This window comes from Mangrovibacillus sp. Mu-81, from assembly GCF_036867415.1.
In the GTDB taxonomy this organism is placed as follows: Bacteria; Bacillota; Bacilli; order Bacillales; family Bacillaceae_B; genus Rossellomorea.
This window is the reverse complement of record NZ_JBAJHU010000003.1, coordinates 616,627-640,392: the sequence shown is the minus strand read 5'-3', so window position 1 is coordinate 640,392 and position 23,766 is coordinate 616,627. Positions and strand designations below refer to the sequence as shown.

Below are 23,766 nucleotides of genomic sequence, written 5' to 3'. Positions count from 1 at the left end.
AAATAATTGCTCAATTAAATTTAAACAAAAAAACACTTAAATCCCAAGTGATACACCTGTGAATATTTAATGAATGTTTTTTGATTCTTCAATATTTATGATCGATTTCAGCAGGTAGCTGGTGCACTTCTTCTTGATTTTTTTACAATTTTCATAAAATAAAGTATACTATTTTGCAATTTAAGTTTAATATATTAACAATATATGTATAAAGGGATGAGGTAAATGAGGGAATTGGTGTTAGGGATTATCGCTTCTATGTTTTTTGCTGTTACATTTATCTTGAACAGGTCGATGGAACTTTCAGGCGGAAGTTGGCTTTGGAGCTCGTCTTTACGGTTTCTATTCATGGTGCCATTTCTTTTCCTGATCATACTTGCCAGGAGAAATATGAAACAGGTATTAATTGAAATCATCAAAAACCCAATTCCTTGGATTGGATGGAGTTTCGTGGGATTTGTGTTATTTTATGCACCTATTACTTATGCAGCTGCGTTTGGTCCCGGTTGGCTCGTTGCCGGCACATGGCAGTTGACCATAGTGGCAGGGACACTGCTTGGTCCATTATTCGTCGAGAAGGTCCAAACATCTTCAGGGGTTATGCCGGTACGGCATAAAATACCTCTAAGCTCGCTTATTATTTCTCTCTTTATTCTGATTGGTATTGTGTTTATCCACATTCCCAATGCTCAATCTCTTTCAATGAAAACAATGATTTTCAGTTCTTTACCGGTCATGATCGCAGCATTTGCATATCCGCTTGGCAATAGAAAGATGATGGAAGTGTGCGGTGGAAGAATGGATACATTTCAAAGGGTATTCGGTATGACGATTGTCACTATACCTTTTTGGCTGATCATTGCATCTGCCGGCTATATCCATGCTGGAATCCCGTCTGCTGATCAGGTACTTCAATCCTTCATTGTTGCTATAAGCTCAGGGATTATTGCGACGGTTTTATTCTTCCTCGCAACTGATCGGGTAAGCCATCATCAGGGGAAACTTGCTTCGGTTGAAGCAACTCAATCAACACAGGTCCTTTTTGTAATGGCAGGGGAAATCGTTTTATTGTCATCACCACTCCCCGACGGAATCAGTTTGATTGGACTTGGAATCATCATTACTGGAATGGTCCTTCATAGTTTTAATCAAACTAAAATGAAAGAAACACGTAAACAGTCTGCAGTTCCTTTAACAAATAAACATTTAAATCCTTAGTACAAAGTGCATTAAGGACAACAGAAGGACTTACTATCTGGTGAATTTCCAATAAAGTCGATATTTGTATCTTTTTCACTTGTAATTACCGGATTAATTTGGTATCTTATGAAGGTTTAAGATTACAATTAGGTCATGTTTATAGATTTTTGGAGGCTTTCATTTGGTTATACTTATCAAAACATTATTAGTAAATATTACAATCCTTCTGTCGTTAACTTACAATGCTAATACTCTTTTTCCATTTAAAATTAATCAGCTGCTTAATTTGAAGCATAAAATAACATATGGCCTGATTGGTGCATTTGGAGCTTTTTTATGCATGCTTTACCCTATAGAAACGCTTGGAGATACTCATTTTGACTTGAGGATGATTGCAATTTTGATTGTCACCCTATATGCGGGTTGGATTTCGGGGTCACTGGTCCTTCTTCTCGTCCTTTTTTACAGGGGGATCCTGGGAGGCACATTTGTGTTTACCGGTCTGTCTGTTTCCATTCTGGCGTTCCTTGTCGCTATCATATTCCGTAAAACATTTCTTGAGTCAACTTCCAAACTATTGTGGAGTTCACTCATTTTCATCGTCTATTCTTTTATTTATACTGTGAGCATTTATTTATTTGTACCTCTTCTGTATACATCATTCTATTTTATCTACTTCAGTGTGTTCTATCTTACTTTCATTGCCATGGTCTTCATTATAGAACATCTCATAAAGACGAATAAACAGATAGAAGAAATGGTGTATCTTGATAAACTCAATATGGCCGGTCAAATGGCTGCTTCAATTGCGCATGAGATCAGGAATCCGCTAGCAACTGTAAGGGGATTTATCCAGCATCTTTCTGAAAACACTAACGATGAGCAACTCAAAAAATATTCCCCTCTCATTCTCGAGGAATTAGATCGGACGAATAAAATCATCACTGATTATTTAAGCGTGGCGAAACCCGGGAAGTTCCAGCTTTCTGACCTGAATGTGGAAGAAGTGATGCAGGACTGTGTTGCACTGCTCAGGCCTTTCGCTTCGTACTCTGGTGTTTCGATTACTTACTCGGAAACCGGCAGGCACTGGATTACCGGTGATGAACAGTATTTAAAACAAGCCATTATGAATGTGATTAAGAATGGAATCGAATCAATAGAAAATAAAGGTACTGTAGATATAGTTATAAAATCCATCCCCTCTTCAAATATGCTCGAAATCTTGATTACCGATAACGGAAAAGGCATGAGTCAAGATGAGTTGAAAAAAATTGGGCTTCCTTTTTATACTACCAAGACAAAAGGGACTGGATTGGGCAGTATGGTGACAAATAAAATCATACGGGAAATGGATGGAATGATTGAATATGAAAGCGAACCCGATAAAGGGACGCTTGTAAAAATATCATTTCCTCTGATTTAATCAGCAGAATAAAGAAAAAGCTCAGGTATTGAACTGAGCTTTTCTTTATTCCTTATAAAAGAGTATTACTTCATGGAGTTTACATAACAATATTATGGTAAGTATATCACCATACATTATTCTAAAAATCTTAATAAATCGCCGTAAATGATATCATCAGACATTCCCAGTTCTTTTCTGGCGATTTCTTTATAGGGATTGCACTGATTTCCAAGTACAGGCTGCCCACTCTTTCTGTTGTAACAGATGTTGTCTTTATACATATATTTCTCTGTAACAAATCCTCCGTCCCGGAATATCACCGGATGATTCGGTACTCTTGTAAACAAGTTATGTCCAAAAGAAAGATTCTCACCGGATTTCTTACCTAGTAAATGAAGAATCGTCGGACGGATATCGATTTCACCGCCGATTGAAGAAATGGTCTTCCCTTTTACTCCGGGTACATGGATGATCAGCGGTACCTGTTGCAGCTGTAAATGGTTCAGTGGTGTATCTTCCATTCCCAATAATTCAAACACTCCCGGTTCATACTTTTCAGATATTCCATAATGATCACCGTACAATACGAATATGGAATCGTCATAAATACCCTGATCTTTTAATTTTTCAAAAAAACGTTTGATTGCATCATCTTCATAACGCACTGTCGTGACATACCGATTGACAACATCCACCTCTGTTTCAGCCTGTGGAATAAGTTGATCTTCCTCTTCCAATAAAAAGGGAAAATGATTGGTCAACGTTATAAAGCGCGTATAGAATGGCTGCGGCAGATCTTTCAGATAAGAAACGGACTGGGTGAAGAACGGGAGATCTTTTATTCCGTAATTTACGGAGTTTTCTTCAGTCACTTCATAATCTTTCTTAGAGTAGAAGCGGTCATATCCCAATGACTCATACATGATATCCCTGTTCCAGAAAGATGCCTCATTTCCATGGAAGACGGCAGAATAGTAATCATCTTTTTTCTTTAAAATGTGAGGCATACTTTTAAACGTATTTTCGGGCTTCCTGACGAATACAGAGCCGCTGGCAAGCGGATAAAGTCCAGTATCGATCATGAATTCCGAGTCAGATGTTTTCCCTTGTGCGGTCTGATCATAAATCTGATCAAAATAAAAGCTGTCTTCCACAAGTGAATTCAAGAAAGGTGTAATGTCTTTTCCGTCCACCTTGTTGTTGATGACAAAATTCTGTGTCGATTCCATACTGATCAGAATGACATTCTTTCCCTCAGCGATTCCGAACAAATCTGACTGGTCATTCTTTTTTGACTTTGTATAGTTAACCGGCGAATCCGTATCCGTCTTCGAAGCAATCAATGGGTTCAGATTAACCCCCAGAACATATCCAATATCGAACACATGATAATTATAGGGCCCGATCGCCGTGACCATCTGTTCGCGGTCATATGCTTCCTGAAATAAGTATGGACTCCTTACCAGTCCTGCTGCGACAGAAATCAGAACGATAAAAAACGCGATGGTCAAATAAGCGGATTTGTCTTTTGAGGTGATCGTTGGCAGCTTTCTTTTCTTCTTAAGAAACCATCCCGCAATAATGAGATCTGTGAATAATAACAAATCCCAGGGACTCATCAATTCGAATGTACTTGGTCCAATCCCCCCTACATTCTTAAATTGAAACAGAATAGGCAGTGTGACGAAATCTGAATAAAATCTGAAGTAAAGCAAATCCGCGTAAAGCACACCAGTAATAATCACAATCGCCATTATTAGACTGAAAGAATGGATTCTTTTACGGAAATAAAAACTGAATCCCAACGCAATCATCAATGAACCAAGTGAATTAATCAGAAGCAGCAGAACATCAAGAAAGGATTGTATCGTGATATTAAAACCTGCAGCCATGACGATGATCGTCTTTAGCCAAAGAAGAAGCAATACGGCTCCAACCATCCTGAATTTGCTCACTTTCTGCCGTAAATGTTTCAATTTATCCATTTACACATACCTGGCTTCCTTGACAGGTTCAAGTATTTCTTTAAGTACTCCCAATGCTTCTGTCATAACTTCCTCCCTGTGATTGCCCATCAAAGCGAGTTGGATCCAATTCCTTTCAAGAAGATAATCACTTTCATAGCTTAGTAAGAGACCTCTTGCTTTACATTCATCACCGATGATCCTGCTTGAGACACCACGGGGAGTTTCAATTGTAATCACTCCGGGTGAGAATCCTTCATTCCCCATCACCGTGATACCCCACTCGTTGAACTTTTTTCTGACTTTAAAAGATATTGCCTGGTTTCTTCTAAAATCGAGATGCGCAAGGGCTTCTTTCAATGCTCTGATCAAGTTTGATGAATGAGTGAAAGGAATACTCCCCTTTTCTGAGTATAAACCGATATCCAGGTATCTTGGGATGGACTGGTGGGAACATATTTCTTCACGATGAAATATGATTCCGAGACCTGGATACGATCCGGCCCCTTTTCCACTCACCGAGGTTGCCAGATAAACATCTTGAAAATGAACAGGTACGATTCCAAACGAACTGCATGCATCCACACATAGTTCCGCACCATTTGCCTTCGCAAGAGAAAGAATTTCAGCGAGGTCGTATAAATAACCTGTGGATGTTTCACAGTGGACGGTCCAAATCCACTTAGGCGAGTATGCTTTTAAGGCAGAATCGATTTCTGCAGTGGTTATCTCTTCTCCCCAATTCTTAGAAAGTGTATGGAAAGACAATCCGGATCTTTCAGCATGATCGATTAATCGGTTCCCGAATTCACCGTTTGAGAGTATCAGTCCTCCGCCTTTAATGAGTCTGAGCTGCTGAGCAACCATATCATTCGTTAACGTGCCCGTCCCTACCACAATTTCACAGTACTTCGATTTGGTCATCCCGCATAATTGCTGCTTCAGTTCGTTGACTTCCTGAATAAATGAAATGTCCCTATGTGAAAATGGTTCTATCCTGAATGCTTCTTCCACTTTGGGATGCATAGGCACCGGACCGGGAAGGAAAGAGTGCTTCAGCTTCCTCTCATCCCGGGGATGTGGTTGAACTGTGGCAGAAAGCATCAACCGCTGAAACGCCTTTGTTGATTGTAGAAAGCTCTCTTTAGTCAAGTACATCGGTTGAAATTGTGCATCCTCTGTCCCAACGAGTGATGCAAAGGGCTTAAAGCCAATTCTTCTATACAGTTTTAGTTGCCTTACGGTACCTGAAATCAATGCAAGATTATAACCCATCTCGAGACAGTAATGTACCAGTCTTTCGCATAAACCATAAAAGACACGGGTACTTCTGTACTCTTCCCTGACGGATAAAAGGCGAACTTCGCATGGGACACTGTCCGAAGGAATATATTCGTCCAGGTTATGAAGCTTATGGTCAAGGGAAAAAGGACGATTCGCACGGACTGCGATCATTCCGATGATGCATTCCCCACTTTTTGCAATGATATATGTATTTTCATTATGAAACTTGTCAATCAGCTGCTCAGTATCATTCTTCTCATGCTGAGGGATTTCTTTCACAAACGTTTCATAATTCAGTTGATTGATCTGTTGGAACTCGTATGGATCGCTTGCAATCTTATAAACAAGTGAATGATTCATACTTGTACCTCCTCTTGATGAAGTATGATTTGGTTATTTGCATATGATTATTTATTATGAGACAACACGACTGTACAGAACAGTAAAAAGAGACCACAAACGACGATGTAATCATCAATCAAAAACGCTGTTAGGGGAATAGAAGCCATCGAGATGAATCCTGCTGTTTTGTAGCGGCGTGAAACCCCATAAGACGCTCCCATCACGATAGCCATCACCGCAATCGTAAGAGGTGACAGGAATAAGGCAGATGCGAGATATACCACCACGCCTTTTCCACCTTGAAACCCTAATTGGAACGGATATAAATGTCCGGTGATCAATAAAATGGAACTTATAACCAGAGCCAAATCACTATCTATAATTGTATGCTGTACAATTGCAAGCGTTATGAACACCTTGCCGGCATCTATCAATATTGTAAGCAGGAAGCCTTTTTTACCAAGGACACGGCCGGCATTCGTTGCTCCCGCGTTCCCGCTTTCGAGCTTTCTGATGTCCTGACCTGTGAACAGCTTCACCACATAATACCCACCCGCTACACTACCGGCAAGATACGACATTACGATGATGACAACAAACTTGACTATGATATTTTCCATGGTCTTACCACCCTGCTTTTCTGAGACAATATCTTTCTATGTATTTCATTCAATTTCATGCCCAAGTAAAAAAAGAGCCTAACTAATAGACGAAAATGCCATGTAAAAGTTTCATTTTTTTACAATTTCCAAGAAATAAAAAGGGAAGTAAAGGAATAAAAACAGTAAGAACGTGATGCCTTCCAATGAAAGCAAATACCAGGGATATTCCCCCATGTAGTCAATCGGACTGGGATTGTATGGTTTATGAGAGAGGAACATATAATTAGACCCGAGCAACCCATTAATTCCATATACAGCCAACGCAATAAGATTCAACGAAAAGAATGACTTTAACAGGGAAGAAAATTTTACCACGTATCCTTCCAGCCATACCATATACAAACAGGAAAGGATAATGGCTGCATGTACCAGGAAAAATTGAAAATACCGTACATGTGGAAATCCCAAAAACAATTCAGGAGTGATCATGGCAATAAAAGCGCCTGACATACTCGCAAAGTATGCAATTTCAAATATTGTTCTGCTCCTCGTCACAAGCATGAAGATGCATAGATAAATGGAAATTGAGCATAACTGAAATGGCAGATTGATTGTAAGGGACCACAGGTCATTTACTGAGTACCAAATATGAAAAAACAGTTCCCCAACAGCCAACAAAATAATGAGCCCCCATCTGACCCCTTCCTTTACTCTACTGCTGTATTTATTTCTATACATATATAATAGTAAAATGAGGATCAGCATAAAAAAGATGGCTGCTAAATGCGACATAGAAAATAAAACAAAAGGATAGTCATCGTAGCGAAAATTCAATATTTCCCTCATGGAAACCCTCCTCTACTTTATATTCTTGACCGCCTGCCGTTTTTCCTTTATTAGTAAAAGAATCTGATTTTAATGCTGCAATTGAAAGAGTTAAAGAAAACCCCAATCTGCAAAAAATGCAAATTGGGGTACAGTGAATTATTGTACTTTACGAAGCGGAGTCCCTTGTTGATTGAAAAGGAATGTGAGCGCATGATGATTGAATTCTTTCGGTTTTTCCACATTGCATACATGGCCGCAATCTTTTAAAATGACTTTTTTTGCGGAAGGGTCACCTTTAATGTCTTTCTCCAGTGCCTTAACAAACAAGTGATCCTCTCTTCCAGAAATATAAAGTTTCGGTATATGTGATGATTTATTCTGAACGAACTGATACGTCGATTTGACATACGGAGTCAATCTATACCAGCTGAGAAAATCATGACGGTTCATCTTCTTTGCTTCCCTTATAAAAAGTTTTCGTGATATCGCATGATTTTTCTTCGGCATCATAATATAAGCAAAAATCTTATATAACCAGATAAATGGTATAAATGGTTTAATCAAATTCCCAAGTTTGAGCAGCATCGAAGCAAACGGGGTAAACCGTGTGATGCAGCCAGCCATTACAGCACTTTGAACCCGCTGAGGGTGTCGTGATAGAAGCGCATGAATAAATATCGATCCTAGCGAAACGCCTACAAAATGCGCTTGTTTCACTTTCAAGTGATCCAGTACTTTCAACACTTCACGGACATTTAAATCGATCGAAAATTCCTCGCCATAACTGTTTACTGTTGGCGATTGACCATGACCAGGCAAGTGTATGGTAATGACATTATAATGTTTCTTAAAGGCACTGAGCTGCTTACCAAAAATTTTCGAGTTTCCTCCAATGCCGTGAAGGAATAAAACATATTCCTCAAAGTTACCTTGATGAACCTTATATTCCAGCATGTATTCTCTCCTTCAAAGCACGTAACTTATTACAGAGGATGATTAAAGATTGTAGAACAAAACGTATTCTCACTCTTCAATGTTCGTTAGATTACATCCATACGTCCCGATTATATAATCTTTATTGTATCTTAATGCTGGTTGCTTTGACATAGGTGAAGTGCAGAAAATTCGACTATTTTGTGAGGAAAAGAAGAATTCCACCTATACTTGGAAATACTTTACATATATTGAATATTAAACAAGAAAAGGTCACCACTCAGGCAGCCAAGAAGAAATTTCTATTTTATTGTTTTAAGGAAAGATTGGACATGAAGATACTTTGAATTCAGCCAATAATCCAATCGTCTCCACTCTGAAGACACTTTAAATATACCCAAAGAAAGTTTATAATGATTGCCAATACATTAGACAGAACTACTTCTTCTCTATTCATACGTTCCCTCCGCTATTATATTATTCATATAAATTTTTCTGATCCGAAGCCTGAGGAGGTTGTTCCATCCACCCTCGTTTAATAAGCAGGCTTAATCCTTCGGAGGAATATTTCATTGCTTCACTGATAAAATGACCATAGTGGACAGCAAGATCTTTGCGCATTGACATTGTGGCCGCCTGACACAACGTATGCAACCCTACTGTATTGGAAGCAGATATAAAGAAAAGCATCAATTTTTCTGAATACGGCGGTACTGTACTGTTCTTCACTTCCATTGAAACAGGATAAGTAGGAAAGAATTCGTCCTTCATCAATACTTTATTAAATGTGAATATTTGTTTCTCGCTCAATTTCTTTCCTTGTTTCAGATACTCTTTAACATCTTTGTCTTTCGAAACCTGAATAAATCCCTTCAGCATGATGATGCCTATACAATTTCTTTCTATAGCAAAGAAAAGTTCACTCAGTTCAAAGGCATTCAATGGTCTGGACTCCCCCAACCAGGTTTCCAGCAAAGATGGCAGATGATGAATGAATTCAACTGAATCGGGATATTCCATTTTAGGTGGACGGTCATAAATACCTTTTGAGAGCATTAAGTTTAATGACTTCTTATACGACTGAGTCGTCTTATTCAATCTTCCGTCAAATAAATGTACGATGTCCTCCCTTGCTACTTTTCCAATATAAGTAGCATAATGTGAAATGATCATTTGTCCGGCACGATAAATAAAGCTCAAGGCAAATAAATCCGTAAACAGCGGTGGTGCTGTAAGATCAAGGTCTTTGTCTGAGAACCCTTGAGGTACAGGGAAATTTTCTTCTTGAAAAATATTCTTGATCTCCACAATTGTTTCATCGCATGTGTTCAGGACTTCTTCCAGGATCTCTTTGATTTCTTGCTCTTCGAGATGCTGCAGGAAATGTTTATAAAAGCATCTTGTTGCTGAGCAATTCATATAGCTGATCCATAATGCAGTGATTTCAGCTGTTGTCAATGGAATTTTTTGCTTCGCCATATGCCCTCTCCTTGTGACTTTAATGCTATTTATTGTCTTCAAAAACAGTCTCGTTATTCCTATTCATCACCTGATATTCATGATGCACAGCAATATAAAAAGTAAAAAAGGACCGTCATAAAGTATGACAGTCCCTTCCTTTAGGCTTTATTTGTTTTTGGTTTTATTTCGTATCTTACAAAAAAAGGAAGAATCATTGAGATAATAAATGCGATCATCACGATGATACCGAATGTCACCGTTTTGGTTAAACCCATGCCCGGAGCGATCAAAAGACCGAATATAACGGCAGGTACGACAATCAGAAAAGACACAATAAATTTGGAGGCAAAGCTGATTGTATGTCTTTTACCGCAATTTGAGCATTTTACCGGTTTATACGAACTCCAAATTGACAACAATAATTCTTTCCAGCTGAATTTATTCTTACACACTTCACACTTCTGCAAAACAGTTCCTCCTATGGCCCATACATATCTTTTTCTATCTTATCATAAACACCGGATAAATGGTCTTTCATTGATATGGCAAGCCTTAAATATATTGGGGTTAAAATACATAAGTACAAGGACTATGTTTCAATTTATATGATAAAATATTAAACGTTAAATCATTTTATGTTGGTGGTTTTGTGATGGATGTTTACTTGTACGTCATTGTGCTTACTGGTATTTTGACTTATTTCTTTTATAGACAAAAAATTTATATTCAGACAGCCTCATTTGCTATTGTAATGGCACTTGGTATCTTTACTGAAGGGGTGTTACACCATTATCTAGGATTGGATTTTTTCAGGGGGGCACCCGGCAGATTACTGAGTATTATGATTATTGCGATTTGGTTGTCATTCATAGGATCCATTCTATTGACTATTAAAAACAGATCTTTCATTAGTCGTCATGTTGACAATTCTCTAAACAGATTCAGTATCGGGACATGGATTGCCAGTACTTCTATTTGCGGTATCATCATCGATGAGCAATTTAATCCACTTTATATACCTGAATTGATTGTTACGGCAAATTTCTTATTGTGGATCTGCTATATGGCTGGTTCCATTCAGGCACTCAGGAGCATTGGCGGCAATTCAAACAAAGTACATGGAGTCATTTTACTCACTACAGTGAGTACTCAGTCCCTTGTATTACTGACCCATGCAGTATTAGGTCAATCACCTCAGCTTATGATGCGGGTACTCATCATAACTGGCATCATTATGTATGTTGTAAGCCTGGTGATGATCCTGAAAAGGTATCTCGGGAGTCATTGGTCGATTATCCATGATTGGAATAATACGAACTGTATCATGCATGGGGCATTATCCATCACGGGCTTTGCTGCAGTGACCAGCGGTTCAGTCCCTTCTCTGATAATCGAAAGTCTATGGGTGATGGCAGCGATCATGTTCATTTTTGTTGAGTTGATTGAAATCATCCGGCTCAATTTACGGCTGCGCAAGCTGGGGATTCGTAAAGCATTATGGACTTATCATGTCAGCCAATGGAGCAGGATTTTTACGTTTGCAATGTTTTATACCTTTACCATCATGATGAAACCCGAAGGAATAATTGTGCAAAGGGCTCAGGAATTAATCTCATATGCAGGCGTATGGATTCTGGTTGGATTGACGTTTATTCAGATTGCTTTATGGATTTCTCACTTCTCTGCCTTCTCTCCTTCAAATCAACAAAAAAGTAAGTCATGGACGGCTTGAAGTCCATGACTTTCTTCACGATTGCAGTCTATTAATTAAACCCGTAGTGCCAATGCTTGCTTTAAGGAACCCAAGATCTTAATCTCTTTAAAATCAATCCCCAGACTGACGACTGCATGGGCAATTTCAGGTCGAAGCCATGTAAACACCGGCTGCACGCCAATCAATTTTAAGGATTTCGCCAGTATGAAAAACTCATTTGCCACCATCGTATCTAAAATAGGGACACCTGAAACATCTACGATCAACTCCGAATTCCCTAGTTCCCCGCAGCGTTCCAAAGCAGTTTGCATCAGGATTTTCGCCCGATTTGTGTCTAAATCCCCTACTAAAGGAAGTATTGCAATCTCATCGGAGAGAGATACAACCGGTGTTGAAACTTCCAGCATAGTATCCTTGGCCAGACGAATCGTTTTTTTATGGTATTCTACAAACGTTGAACTATAGATATAAGCCGTCTGATCGAGAAGAGAATCGATGATTTCATTTATTCTAAGGACGGTCTCAATTTTCATCAGCGGTTTATCCATGTTCTCCTGGATAAAGAACCATATTTCTTTACGGTATATTTTATTCATGTTAAGCAATTCATCGATGGCTAAACCATGATCTACGGCAGTCTGTCCTGTATTTAATGCCCAGCTGTTCAATTCTTCCCACACTGCATCCGCATCAAAGGCAATCAATGCATGTCCGATCATTTCGATTAACTCAGAACGCCTGTACATCATTTTTTCCTCATCAAATTTGTTCTCTTTCAGAAATTGTTTATAACTCCCGTTCAAAGATTCACTTATTTTTGCAGAAATCCCCATTCTATTCCTTACGATCAACTCCCCAAGTAACATTGCCTTCTCCAAATGATCAGCCCCCTTGACCTATTGTTATGTCTCTTCCGCTTAACTATATAGTTATTCCTTTTACACATCTAAGTTACATACCTCTCTATTAAACGGTTAAACCATTTTAGTGAAATTATTTAATATTTTTTTGTTAGACGCATACCGATTCTCTTTACGTACTGCTCCCCGCTTTTTCTCCGCTGAAGGTACCATGTTAATTCAATCTCAGCGTTAAACAAAAATAAAGGTATATCCTACATTGCAATTACCCAATGGAGGACAAACCTTCATTTTGCCATTTTTTCAGCCCATCTTGAAACTTTTTTCACTTCAAACTTGTAGATTAAATCGAGGATCTTTGTTCCGATATATTGCGAAAAAAGTGCATACAGGATGATTTTCCAATCGACCACGATGCCCGTCAATACTAAAAGACTGCTATTTATGACGAATAGTGACCGGCCCGGTGAATATCCTTGCAGTTTCGAAAGGATAAGAGCGAGAATATCCATCCCCCCGGAAGATGCACCCATCCTGAAGAGAAGACCAAGTCCGATTCCAAACAAGATTGCACCGGACAGCAAGTCCAATGCTACATTTGACAAGGGAGTAATCATGTATGGACTGATGGAATCAACTGTAATCGATGTGATCGTCACGCAGAACATCGTCCATAGGGCATTTGCTTTTCCCAGCCACTTAACAGCAGCGATCAATAATCCTGCATTCAATACCAAAAGCGTGCTTGAAAATGGAATATGAAAAAGATAGTTCAGCAGTACACTTACACTTGCAGCCCCGCCGGAAGGAATGAAATGAGGAAAAAGGAAGACCGACATGGCTGTCCCCTGAATCACGGAACCTGAGGCAAGGACTGATGCTTTTTGTATGTAATTCACTATGAAGGACTCCTATTTCTATGGTGTAGTTACTATACTAGTTTAGTAGTCTTTGCATAATGTTGCAATCAGGAAAAAGTATTTGGTGACTCATTCTCCAAAAGAAGGAATTTATAAGGTGGTTAGCCAATATAGAAGAGTGGATAATTTACGGATAAAGGAGTTTTCAAAATGATGCTATCAAGTGATGGATGGGAATCTGCCAGATCTTTCATGTTTACACATGCCCGCCCCCTTGAGCAAAAATTGTTTTCTTATCACTTTGAAAATGGGAGCAGAAAGGACGCTGCGGAGGAGTTAACCTACTTTCAAAATGAGGACGGCGGTTTCGGGCAATGTCTTGAACCGGATTTCAGATTACAAGTCTCTTCTCCCATGGCTACGACTGTAGGTCTGCAAATTGCAAAAGAACTGGAATTAGGCAGTAATCATCCAATCATAAGAAAAGCGTTGAATTATTTAGAAGCTGCCTTTGATCACACTCTGAAAACCTGGCATGCTGTCCCCCCGGAAGTGAATGGCGTTCCCCATGCTCCCTGGTGGCACTTCCACAATGACAAAGGGTATTCTGGCGTGCAGACGACATGGGCTAATCCCAATGCAGAACTAGTAGGATATTTCCACGTTTATGACTGTGATTTTCCTTCTAAGGAACAATGGTTAAGTAAGGCTTTAGCAGAACTTGACGAGTTGCCGATGCCCATTGAAATGCATGATTTTCTTTGCTATTCCCGTCTGCTTCAAAGCCTTCCTGAAAAGTCGGATGAAAGACAGCACATTTATACATCATTATCACAGTCACTTCACCAGACTGTCTGCACGAATCCAGAGAGATGGGATGAATACGTTGCAAAGCCGCTTGGGGCAGCTCCTCATCCTACTTCACCTTTTTATGAAGCGCTTAAGGAAGATGTGGAACTGCAGTTAATGGCAGAGATTGAATCTCAGCATAAAGATGGCTATTGGCAGCCGGCCTGGTCCTGGTTCGGTCAATACGAAGATACCTGGAAAAATGCAGAAATCGAATGGAGGGGAATCCTGACCCTGGCTACACTCCGTTCCCTTGATGCTTACGGAAAAATCAATAAGTAATTCCCTTTGATTCTTGAAAAAAGCAAGGAGGAATAATCTATGATAGTAATACCGATGACTTCTGAAGAATTTTCTATTTTTGTAGAGAAATCCATTATCAGCTACGCAAGTGAAAAAACACGATCCGGCAACTGGAACGAAGAAGAAGCTCTTGATAGAGCGAAAGCAGATTATGAAAGGTTTTTGCCTCAAGGTGAAAAGACGGAGAACAACTATCTATATTCACTTTATAATGAAAATGCCCGGGTTGGTTCTTTTTGGATTGCGGTCATGCCTAACCAAACAGGATATATATATAATATTGAAATTGAAGAAGAATTCCGAGGTAAGGGTTTCGGCAAATCGGCGATGAAAGAAATTGAAATCAAAGCAAAAGAATTGGGTTTGAATAAAATAGAATTACATGTGTTCGCCCATAATACACCCGCCAGAAGGCTATATGAAACCATCGGATATGAAGTAACGAATGTCATCATGGCAAAGTCTATATAAATCATAAAGAGGCTGAGACAAAACAAAAAAACAACTGCCTAAAGTCGAACATTATCAGTGATGACCACTGAATACCGCTAATGATTTCCGTGCAAGACTTCGCTTTCCGCGGGTAGCCCGTGAGCCTCCTCGTCGCGTTCGCTCCTGCGGTGTCTCACTTGTCTAGCTGCAAGGCTTAGAGGCACATGTCATAAGCCAAACCGGCCAAGAAGGCAAAGAGCGCCTTCCTGGCCGATTCGTCTTATGCCACACGCCTCTGAGCAAAGCCCTTCCGCTTTTCTAATAAGCTACTTTTCCCGCAGGAGTCTTCGTCTTGCACTCCAATCAACCGCTCGAACAAGCTATATACAAAATGGACATTTGAACAAATTTAATAAAAACCCAAACTTACTTGAACTTAGAGTTCAAATTAGTTCGGGTTTTATTCAGCCTAAAACACTTTTGTCCCAGCCTCTTAGTAAATTAGATTTGGATATAATTCTTTTCGAACCATTCTTTCGCGGCATTCACTTCATCTCTTCTTAATTCGTGCCCGCCTTCTGTCCAAAACTCGGTGACATTTGCGTTTGCTCCCATAAGATTCTTTATTAGTTCTTTTGTTTCACCCATAGGAATCAACGGATCTTTTTTCCCTGCTCCGATGTATACTGCCACATTATTTAAATCGGGAAGATCCACTCCGCGCCGGGGTACCATTGCATGAAACAATATAGAACCCTTCAAGGAATTTTCATGATGGTACATGAGGCTGCCTGCGATATTTGCTCCATTGGAGTAACCGACTGCCACTATATTGCTGCGATCGAACCCATGCTTTCGGGAACTCTCATCAAGAAAATCATTTAATTCCTTCGTTCTGAATAGCAAATCTTCTTCGTCGAAGACTCCCTCACGCAGTCTTGCAAAGAAACGGGCCATTCCATTCTCATTAACATTCCCTTGTACACTTAGTATTGAAGCGTCCGGGGCAATCATTTCAGCAAGCGGCAGCAGATCCCGTTCATTCCCGCCGGTGCCATGAAGAAGTAAGAGTATCGGCAATTCACGGTTACTTCCTTGTATATAAATATGCTTCAATTTCCTTCCTCCTATTAATCGGTTATTCTTTCGTGTCCAATGGTTTCAATTTCGCCTCAATTGTGCCTCGCTGATTTTCAAAATATGGAGGCAAAGAAAGATTTTCTCCTAAATTCTCAAAGTCTTCATCGGTTTCAAACCCAGGACCATCCGTCGCCAGTTCAAACAGGATACCATTAGGCTCCCTGAAGTAAAGAGAGCGGAAATAGTAACGTTCAACAAACCCGGAATTGGGCAGTTTAGTTTTCGTAATCCAGTCCACCCATTTGCGCAGTTCCTTTTCGTCCTCTACCCGGAATGCTACGTGATGCACACTTCCTCTTCCCGGTCTTTCCTGAGGCAGGTCGTTTCTCTCTTCCAGATGCACTTCTGCACCTGTTCCGCCTTCACCAGTTTCAAATACACGAATGTCAGGCTGGCCTTCTTCATAAGCAGCAAAACTTCTTGATTCACGATAGCCTAATACATCGGTCAGGATCTTTGCTGTATATTCTCCTCTCGCAACAGTAAGAGTCACCGGTCCTAATCCTACTATTCCATATTCAACAGGCACCGGGCTCTTATCCCAAGGTGTCCCGCCTGTAACCCCTTCATTATTCTGATCAGATACGAGCATTAGTCGCTGCCCTTCAAAATCACGGAAGCTTAAAGAAGCCCGACCTGTGTTATGGGAAATTTCATCATGCTCAACCCCTGACTCTTCAAAGCGGTTCTTCCAGAATTTCAACGTTTCATCATTTTTTACTCTTAGGGCGGTTAAGGTGATACTATTCGTTCCTTTGTACGTTTGACCAGCATGAGGGATTTCAAAAAAAGTAAGATCCGTCCCTGGATTCCCCCGTTCATCTGCATAGAAGAGATGATATACAGAAGTATCATCTTGATTGATGGATTTTTTCACTAAACGAAGCCCGAGCATTTTAGTATAAAATTCATAATTCTTCTTTGCATTTGCTGTAATGGCAGAAACATGGTGCTGCCCTTTTAAAGGTTTTAAATTCATCATTATTTCACTCCTATTTAAGAAATGGTATCTATTTACTATCTACAAATAGCATACATTATATTTATCTTTAATTCAAGATATATTATTTCGAGGTGTTTTACTAGCACGAAAAAGCACCCGACAGTTAAACAGTCAGATGCTCTTCAATTACCTTTTATTGTCATTTTTGATCGTGATCGCTTGTGCTAAAGTGGATGTAATCGTGAGGTTATTGAAATTAAGCCCGAGCTGAACAGCCGTTTGGGCAATTTCCGGACGCAGGCCAGAAAGGATCGTTTTTACTCCGAGTAATTCCAGGGCATCAATTAGATGGAACAGTTGATGAGCAACCATGGTATCGATCATGACAACTCCGGAAAGATCAATGAATAAATAAGAAACTTCTTGCCGCACACATTGTTCCAGGGTGTTCTCCAATATCAATTTAGCACGGGCTGGATCAATATTACCAATTAACGGTACCAATGCTGTATCTTCATTTAAGGAGATAAGAGGGGCACTCAGCTCATGGATGATTTGCTCCTGTGACTGCAGCTGTTTTTCAACAACATCATTTTGCAATTCGATAAAGCGCACCATTACACGGTCGAATGAATCGATCACTATATCCTCCCATAGCTTCAGATGTTCCAATATATCTTTTTCCTGATGAATCTGAGCGTACTCATTTACAAATTCAAGATATTGTTTTCTTACTCTCATGAACTCTTGGATGATAATGTGAGTAGGTGTCTCCAAATGTTCTTTGTCTTCTGCAATCGTCAGCACCCAATCATCTAACCGCTTAAAAAATGTCTCTTTATCCAAGATAAAGACTTCACAAAATAATTGGTGAAACGTAAAATTTTGATTTTTCAAGTCCTCTATCACTTTGGGATCACTGGAAGAATATACCCCTGAAATATTGCTTTTTTCAATTGTACTGTACCAGTTCTCTGTCAATTGATGCGCTTTACTAAATAAAAAGGTATGTAGCCCCTTGTTTCTGTGCATTTATGTACGCTCCTTCCGATAATTGGTAAGACAAATATTATTTCCAACTATTGCTTTCTGTACATTATAATATAGTAAAATACCAGATTCCATTAATATCAATTTCAGCGCATCGATAATTTATTGTGGGGTGATAAAGGTGAATCGCAACCGGACCCCTTATTCATAAACTTTCTCAAGCAAGAGATAAGGACGAGAATTATTCGCACCATACATTTACAGTCTAAAAATACATCAAGACGATGTTAAAGAAGGCACCCTGATCACTCTTGCCAGGGTGCCTTCAATTTCCCGATATTCCTCGTTTTCAAAATAAGCAGCCAATTGATCTTCTAAAGTACATTAAAGTACCGTGCTTCAGGATGGGCAAATACCATTGCTGTAACGGATGCTTCAGGTTCCATCATACATCCTTCCGTCAATTCTATGCCAATTCCTTCAGGTTGTAAAAGTCCGAAAAGTTTCTGCTGGTCATCCAGTTCCGGGCAAGCGGGATATCCGAAGGAAAATCGCTGTCCCTGGTATTTTGTTCGAAATCTGTCCTGCATTGTAAAGTCAACCGGATCCGGGAATCCCCACCGGCTTCTCATCATTTCATGAACACGCTCAGCGAGTCCTTCAGCAGTCTCAAGCGCTAATGCCTGGATGGCATGACTCTCAAGAAATTTCCCTTCTTGTTTTAATGATGCCGCCCATTCTCTGATTCGTCTGCCGGCTGTCACTGCAAAGAACCCTACGTAATCCATTTCACCGCTTCCGACAGGGCGCAGATAATCTGCCAAACAGAGATGCTGGTTGTTAACTTGTCTTGGAAAATGAAATCGTTCAATTTCTCTCGTTTTGTGATTTGGGTCGTAAATGACGACATCGTCCCCGTCAGATTGAGCCGGGAAAAAACGATACAGTGCTGCAGCGTGAATCAGCCCATTTGTTCTTGCTTTCTCAAATAAATGATCGGTTACTTTCTTTATTCGCAGTGTCCGTTCATCTTTCTCCTGGAGCAGCCTTGAGACTTTCCCTTTGATCCCGAGGTGATGACCCAGCAGCATTTGCTGATTAATATAGGGTTGTATTTGATCCAAAGAAAAGTCTTTAATGGTATGCGGCTTTAAATCAGGTGGAACATGTACTTGCACATCTTTAGATACTTTCGACCGGACCTTTACCGTAACCGATGCATCATTCCTTGTTTCCTTTTCTGTAGTGAGTTTGACTTCATTGAGTCTCTGTCGGCTTTCTTCCTCCAATTTCTTACGGGTCCTTTCATCCCGGACACCGTTGATGATGCTTAATCCATCCATGGCATCTTTGGCATACAGAACGAGCCCTTCATATTCCTTGGCAATTTTTGAAGATGTGAATTTTCTGGTCAGGGCTGCACCTCCTACAACGATTGGAACAGAAATGTCCGATTGTCTTAGATCTTGTGCTGTAATGACCATCTGTTGTGCGGATTTTACCAGGAGACCTGAAAGCCCCACAATATCTGGCTTTTCCGCTCTAATCACTTCAATCAATTCCTGAGGGGTCACTTTAATTCCCAAATCTTTCACGTCATACCCATTATTACTCAGAATAATGTCTACCAGATTCTTTCCGATATCATGGACATCTCCTTTAACCGTAGCAAGGATTACTTTCCCTTTGGTTGAAGATGTTTCATTCTGTTCCATATGCGGCTCCAGATGAGCTACTGATGCTTTCATGACCTCAGCACTTTGCAGCACTTCCGCTACGATCAGCTGATTATCATTAAATAATCGTCCGACTTCGCTCATTCCCTCCATTAATGGACCGTTTATGATCTCCAAGGGGGCATTGTATTGTTTTAAAGCCAGTTCAAGGTCAGGTATCAACCCTTCTTTTGTGCCTTCGACGACATAATGCGCCAGCCGTTCTTCGAGAGTCATTGTATTAACAGGTACCTTCAATTCCTTCTTCTTCCCTCTGTAGAACTCTGTGAAAGAAGCAAGCGCCACATCCGTGGTTTCAAACAGAAGCCTTTCTGCCTGCTCTACTTCTTCACGAGGGATGGAGGCAAACCGTTCGAGTTTCTCTGTATTCACGATCGCGTAATCAAGTCCTGCTTTGGTGCAATGATATAAAAATACGGCATTCAGCACTTCTCTTCCCACTGGAGGAAGACCGAAAGAAACATTGCTGATCCCAAGTATATGAGGGCACTCAGGCAGTAATTCCTTGATTCTCTTAATTCCTTCAACCGTTGCATTTGCAGAACCTATATATTGTTCATCACCTGTGCCTACCGGAAAAACGAGTGGATCAAAAATGATATCCTGGGGAGCGATTCCGTATTTTTCCGTTAACAGCTGATGCGACCTGAGAGCAATATCAACCTTCCTTTGTATTGTCACTCCCATTCCTTTTTCATCGATGGTTCCTACTACAACTGCAGCACCGTATTTCTTAATGAGCGGGGAAATCTTTTCGAACCGTTCTTCCCCATCCTCTAAATTAATGGAGTTGATAATTACCTTACCCTGTGAATATTTCAAAGCTGCCTCCAGAACTTCTTCATCGGTTGTATCGATGACAAGAGGAACTTTCACTTTTTTCACAACTTCCTGTATGAATGTATCCATATCTTCCGCTTCTTCTCTGTCAGGATCTGCAACACAAATATCGATGACCTGTGCACCATTTTTCACCTGTGATCTTGCGATTTCCGATGCTTTTTCAATTTTATTCTCAGCAATCAGTCTCTTGAACTTCCTGGAGCCGATTACATTCGTCCGTTCGCCTACCAATATAGGGCGGTTATCCTTGTCATCGTATAAAAACGGTTCAATACCCGAGACAGCGTGAGCATGTGAGTTGTTCGGAACTCTTGGAATATATCCTTTTACCAGCTCGGATAATGCCCTTATATGATCTGGAGTCGTCCCGCAACAGCCACCAACCAAGTTCAGCCACCCTTTTTCAAGGAACCCTTTCATTTTCAGACTGAGTGATTCCGGGGTTTCATTATAGTTCCCTTCCTCATCAGGCAGTCCGGCATTCGGATAACAGCTGACAAATGTCGTCGCTAAATTTGATAGTGAACGCAGATGATCCCGCATGAATTCAGGTCCTGTCGCACAGTTCAACCCGACTGCCAGAGGGTTCAGATGTTCCAATGATAAATAAAATGCTTCGATGTTCTGTCCTGCCAGTGTCGTACCCATCGGTTCTATTGTGCCTGATAAAAGGATAGGGACCTCCTTGCCGGTTTCTGCGAACGCAGCCTGGATACCAAGGTTTGCTGCTTTGACATTCAACGCATCCTGACTGGTCTCCAGCAACAGTACATCTACATCTCCATCCAGCAGTCCCTTCGCCTGTATGCGGTAATTATCGGACAATGCGTCGAAACTGATTCCACCTGTGACCGATAACGTTTTGGTAGTCGGTCCCATTGATCCGGCTACAAACCTTGGCCATTCGGGAGTCGTAAAGGATTTTACCGCTTTTCTTGCTATTTCTGCCGCAGTTTTATTTATTTCATAAGCTTGGGTACCTAATCCATATTCCTCAAGTACAATAGGGGTGCCTCCGAATGTGTTTGTCTCTACCACATCAGCGCCTGCCTGTAAATATTCACAATGGATATTGTAAATGACTTCCGGCGCAGTGATGACAAGATGTTCGTTGCACCCGTCCAGCTCCTCTCCACCGAAGTCTTCTGGTGTTAAGCCCGCCTCTTGAAGCATTGTTCCCATAGCCCCGTCGAGGACGAGTATTTTCTTTCTGAGCTGTTCTTCAAATAATGTGCTGCCCATATGGAGCCTCCATTTCTTTCCCGGCTTTTTCTTTCATATACTGAAGTAATTCTATACTCATATCGTATCGGACAAACGGGGTGATCAGGTAGATTCCGTTAAATAATTCAAGAGCTGAATCCAATAGCTCTTTGGCAATTCCCATTCCCGCTGCCCTTGTATGAACGGGGTCGGTACCTGCATTTTTCATCCTTTCTCTCGTTTCCACCGGGACTTTGATGCCAGGTACTTCATGGTGAAGGAACTCTGCATTCCTGGAACTCAATAAAGGCATGATTCCGATGAAAATCGGCGTATTTAAATGCCTGGTCGCTTCATGGATTTGGTACATCTCTTCTACACCAAATACCGGCTGAGATATGAAATAATCCGCTCCTGATTCAATTTTCCTCTCGAGTCGTTTTACTGATGCATCCAGATGTCTGAAATTCGGATTGAATGCAGCTCCAACCGAGAACTGTGTTTTTTGCCGGAGTGATTTACCGGAGAATGATATTCCTTCATTATTCTGCTTGATCAATTCAATCAATTCCAGACTAGAAAGGTCGTAGACGGAAGCTGCGCCGGGAAAATCCCCTATTTTTGCAGGATCCCCCGTAATGGCCAATATATTGTGAATCCCCAGCGTGCAGAGCCCCATCAAGTGGGATTGAAGGCCGATCAAATTACGGTCCCGGCATGTGATATGTACGAGCGGCGTAAGATCGTATCTTTCCTTGACCATCGTCCCAATCGCATCATTTCCGATCCTCGGGGAAGCCAAAGGATTGTCTGCAAGTGTGACGGCATCAATGCCTTCCTTCTTTAACGCTTTTACCCCTTGAAAAAATAGACTGGTATCGAGGTGCTTTGGGGGATCGAGCTCGACAATCACCGTTCTCTTTTCTTTTACTTTCTGATGAATCAATTTATCTTTTAAAGGGGGTGAAGTAATCTGTACACATCTTTTTGTTTTTACCTCTTTATCCGTAACCGGAACTCTGCTGGACAAATTCTTTGATACTGCCCGGATATGTTCGGGTGTGGTCCCGCAGCATCCACCTATTATCCTTGCACCCTGTTTCCTGAGGTCATTGCTTATCCTCCCGAAATATTCCGGTTCTGCAGAATAATAGAATCTCCCCTCTTCATAATTCGGCAGACTTGCGTTCGGATAGACTGATAGAAATGCATTGTTTGGGATTGGTACTTCTTCCAAGGAGGAAACCATATGATACGGACCCATCCTGCAATTGATCCCTACAACATCCGCCCCGAGGTTTTCCAGCTCCCGAAGCGCAGTATTTACGTTCATACCGTTTTGAAGTACTCCCGGTTCATGCATCGATACCTGCGCGATGACTGGCAGGTCTGTTTCCCGTTTGGCGATCTTAACGACTGTCGACAACTCCTCAAAATCATAATACGTTTCAAGGAGGATTCCATCGACTCCTTCAAGCAGCAGACAGTATAGCTGTTCACGGAAACTTCGTTTGATTTCCTCAAGAGATATATTCTGTTTTATCGCCCTGATTCCACCAATGGTCCCTGCAACATAGGTTTGGTCACCTGCTGCCTTTTTAGCAAGCCTTACTGCTGCAGTATTTATTTCCTTGACTGAGTCCTCCAATCCGTACCTCGAAAGTTTTTCATAGTTTGCGCCATACGTATTGGTCTGGATGATATCCGCCCCTGCATCTATATAATCTCTATGAACCTTGAAGACTTCATCCGGGTGGGAAAGGTTTAATTCCTCGAAACATCGATCCACACCGTATGAATACAATAAAGTCCCCATGGCTCCATCAGCTATCAAAATTTTCTCTTTTATCGATTGTATGAGCGGTTTCACA

General features: G+C 40.7%; 19 protein-coding genes. 5 read left to right on the top strand and 14 right to left on the bottom strand.

Annotation, left to right across the window (positions count from 1 at the left end):
• Positions 1-225: 225 nt before the first annotated feature.
• Both V6B33_RS10270 and V6B33_RS10265 read left to right on the top strand, forming a co-directional pair.
• On the top strand, positions 226-1,218 hold the full coding sequence (locus V6B33_RS10270) for a DMT family transporter (RefSeq protein WP_334217644.1): 993 nt from the start codon (positions 226-228) through the stop codon (positions 1,216-1,218).
• A 163-nt stretch (positions 1,219-1,381) separates the two neighbouring features.
• The gene (locus tag V6B33_RS10265) at positions 1,382-2,626 is read left to right on the top strand and encodes an ATP-binding protein (RefSeq protein ID WP_334217643.1); all 1,245 of its coding nucleotides are present in this window, start codon (positions 1,382-1,384) and stop codon (positions 2,624-2,626) included.
• Between the two features lie 116 nt (positions 2,627-2,742).
• Here V6B33_RS10265 and V6B33_RS10260 read toward each other — a convergent pair whose 3' ends face one another.
• The 7 genes from V6B33_RS10260 to V6B33_RS10230 all read right to left on the bottom strand — a co-directional run bounded on the left by V6B33_RS10260 (position 2,743) and on the right by V6B33_RS10230 (position 10,489).
• The gene (locus tag V6B33_RS10260; RefSeq protein ID WP_334217642.1) at positions 2,743-4,593 is read right to left on the bottom strand and encodes an LTA synthase family protein; all 1,851 of its coding nucleotides are present in this window, start codon (positions 4,591-4,593) and stop codon (positions 2,743-2,745) included.
• On the bottom strand, positions 4,594-6,216 hold the full coding sequence (locus V6B33_RS10255) for an aminotransferase class V-fold PLP-dependent enzyme (RefSeq protein WP_334217641.1): 1,623 nt from the start codon (positions 6,214-6,216) through the stop codon (positions 4,594-4,596). It abuts the gene before it with no gap.
• A 47-nt stretch (positions 6,217-6,263) separates the two neighbouring features.
• Complete coding sequence (locus tag V6B33_RS10250) at positions 6,264-6,818, bottom strand: glycerol-3-phosphate acyltransferase (RefSeq protein WP_334217640.1); 555 nt, start codon at positions 6,816-6,818, stop codon at positions 6,264-6,266.
• Positions 6,819-6,929: 111 nt separating this feature from the next.
• Positions 6,930-7,646 carry a YwaF family protein gene (locus V6B33_RS10245; protein WP_334217639.1) on the bottom strand — a complete coding sequence of 239 codons (717 nt, stop codon included), beginning with the start codon at positions 7,644-7,646 and terminating at the stop codon, positions 6,930-6,932.
• Positions 7,647-7,784: 138 nt separating this feature from the next.
• Positions 7,785-8,582, bottom strand: coding sequence for an alpha/beta fold hydrolase (locus V6B33_RS10240; protein WP_334217638.1), 798 nt, complete (start codon positions 8,580-8,582; stop codon positions 7,785-7,787).
• A gap of 456 nt (positions 8,583-9,038) precedes the next feature.
• Positions 9,039-10,040, bottom strand: a complete 1,002-nt coding sequence (locus V6B33_RS10235) for a DUF3231 family protein (protein WP_334217637.1) — start codon at positions 10,038-10,040, stop codon at positions 9,039-9,041.
• A 140-nt stretch (positions 10,041-10,180) separates the two neighbouring features.
• Positions 10,181-10,489, bottom strand: a complete 309-nt coding sequence (locus tag V6B33_RS10230) for a TIGR04104 family putative zinc finger protein (protein WP_334217636.1) — start codon at positions 10,487-10,489, stop codon at positions 10,181-10,183.
• Between the two features lie 185 nt (positions 10,490-10,674).
• Here V6B33_RS10230 and V6B33_RS10225 point away from each other — a divergent pair, with 185 nt between their 5' ends.
• Positions 10,675-11,754 (top strand): hypothetical protein, encoded by a 1,080-nt coding sequence (locus V6B33_RS10225; RefSeq protein WP_334217635.1) that lies wholly within the window; start codon positions 10,675-10,677, stop codon positions 11,752-11,754.
• Positions 11,755-11,789: 35 nt separating this feature from the next.
• Here V6B33_RS10225 and V6B33_RS10220 read toward each other — a convergent pair whose 3' ends face one another.
• Both V6B33_RS10220 and V6B33_RS10215 read right to left on the bottom strand, forming a co-directional pair.
• Entirely contained in the window at positions 11,790-12,614 is an 825-nt protein-coding gene (locus V6B33_RS10220; RefSeq protein WP_334217634.1) for an STAS domain-containing protein, read from the bottom strand.
• A gap of 269 nt (positions 12,615-12,883) precedes the next feature.
• Positions 12,884-13,495: a YitT family protein gene (locus V6B33_RS10215; RefSeq protein ID WP_334217633.1), complete on the bottom strand. Its 612-nt coding sequence runs from the start codon at positions 13,493-13,495 to the stop codon at positions 12,884-12,886.
• Between the two features lie 171 nt (positions 13,496-13,666).
• Between V6B33_RS10215 and V6B33_RS10210 the strand changes: the two genes are divergently transcribed.
• Together V6B33_RS10210 and V6B33_RS10205 are read left to right on the top strand one after the other, a co-directional pair.
• Positions 13,667-14,587 (top strand): hypothetical protein, encoded by a 921-nt coding sequence (locus tag V6B33_RS10210; RefSeq protein ID WP_334217632.1) that lies wholly within the window; start codon positions 13,667-13,669, stop codon positions 14,585-14,587.
• A gap of 39 nt (positions 14,588-14,626) precedes the next feature.
• Positions 14,627-15,079, top strand: coding sequence for a GNAT family N-acetyltransferase (locus V6B33_RS10205; RefSeq protein ID WP_334217631.1), 453 nt, complete (start codon positions 14,627-14,629; stop codon positions 15,077-15,079).
• A gap of 462 nt (positions 15,080-15,541) precedes the next feature.
• On the opposite strand, the gene V6B33_RS10200 is transcribed toward V6B33_RS10205, so the two are convergent.
• The 5 genes from V6B33_RS10200 to V6B33_RS10180 form a co-directional block, all read right to left on the bottom strand.
• The gene (locus V6B33_RS10200; protein WP_334217630.1) at positions 15,542-16,156 is read right to left on the bottom strand and encodes an alpha/beta hydrolase; all 615 of its coding nucleotides are present in this window, start codon (positions 16,154-16,156) and stop codon (positions 15,542-15,544) included.
• 22 nt (positions 16,157-16,178) lie between these two features.
• Positions 16,179-17,159 (bottom strand): ring-cleaving dioxygenase, encoded by a 981-nt coding sequence (locus V6B33_RS10195; protein WP_334217721.1) that lies wholly within the window; start codon positions 17,157-17,159, stop codon positions 16,179-16,181.
• Between the two features lie 150 nt (positions 17,160-17,309).
• A complete protein-coding gene (locus V6B33_RS10190) occupies positions 17,310-18,155 on the bottom strand; it encodes an STAS domain-containing protein (RefSeq protein WP_334217629.1) in 846 nt (281 codons plus the stop codon).
• Between the two features lie 332 nt (positions 18,156-18,487).
• Positions 18,488-21,934 carry a methionine synthase gene (metH, locus tag V6B33_RS10185; RefSeq protein ID WP_334217628.1) on the bottom strand — a complete coding sequence of 1,149 codons (3,447 nt, stop codon included), beginning with the start codon at positions 21,932-21,934 and terminating at the stop codon, positions 18,488-18,490.
• Positions 21,915-23,765 carry a bifunctional homocysteine S-methyltransferase/methylenetetrahydrofolate reductase gene (locus V6B33_RS10180; RefSeq protein WP_334217627.1) on the bottom strand — a complete coding sequence of 617 codons (1,851 nt, stop codon included), beginning with the start codon at positions 23,763-23,765 and terminating at the stop codon, positions 21,915-21,917. Before V6B33_RS10180 ends, metH begins: the two co-directional genes overlap by 20 nt.
• Position 23,766 lies beyond the last annotated feature (1 nt).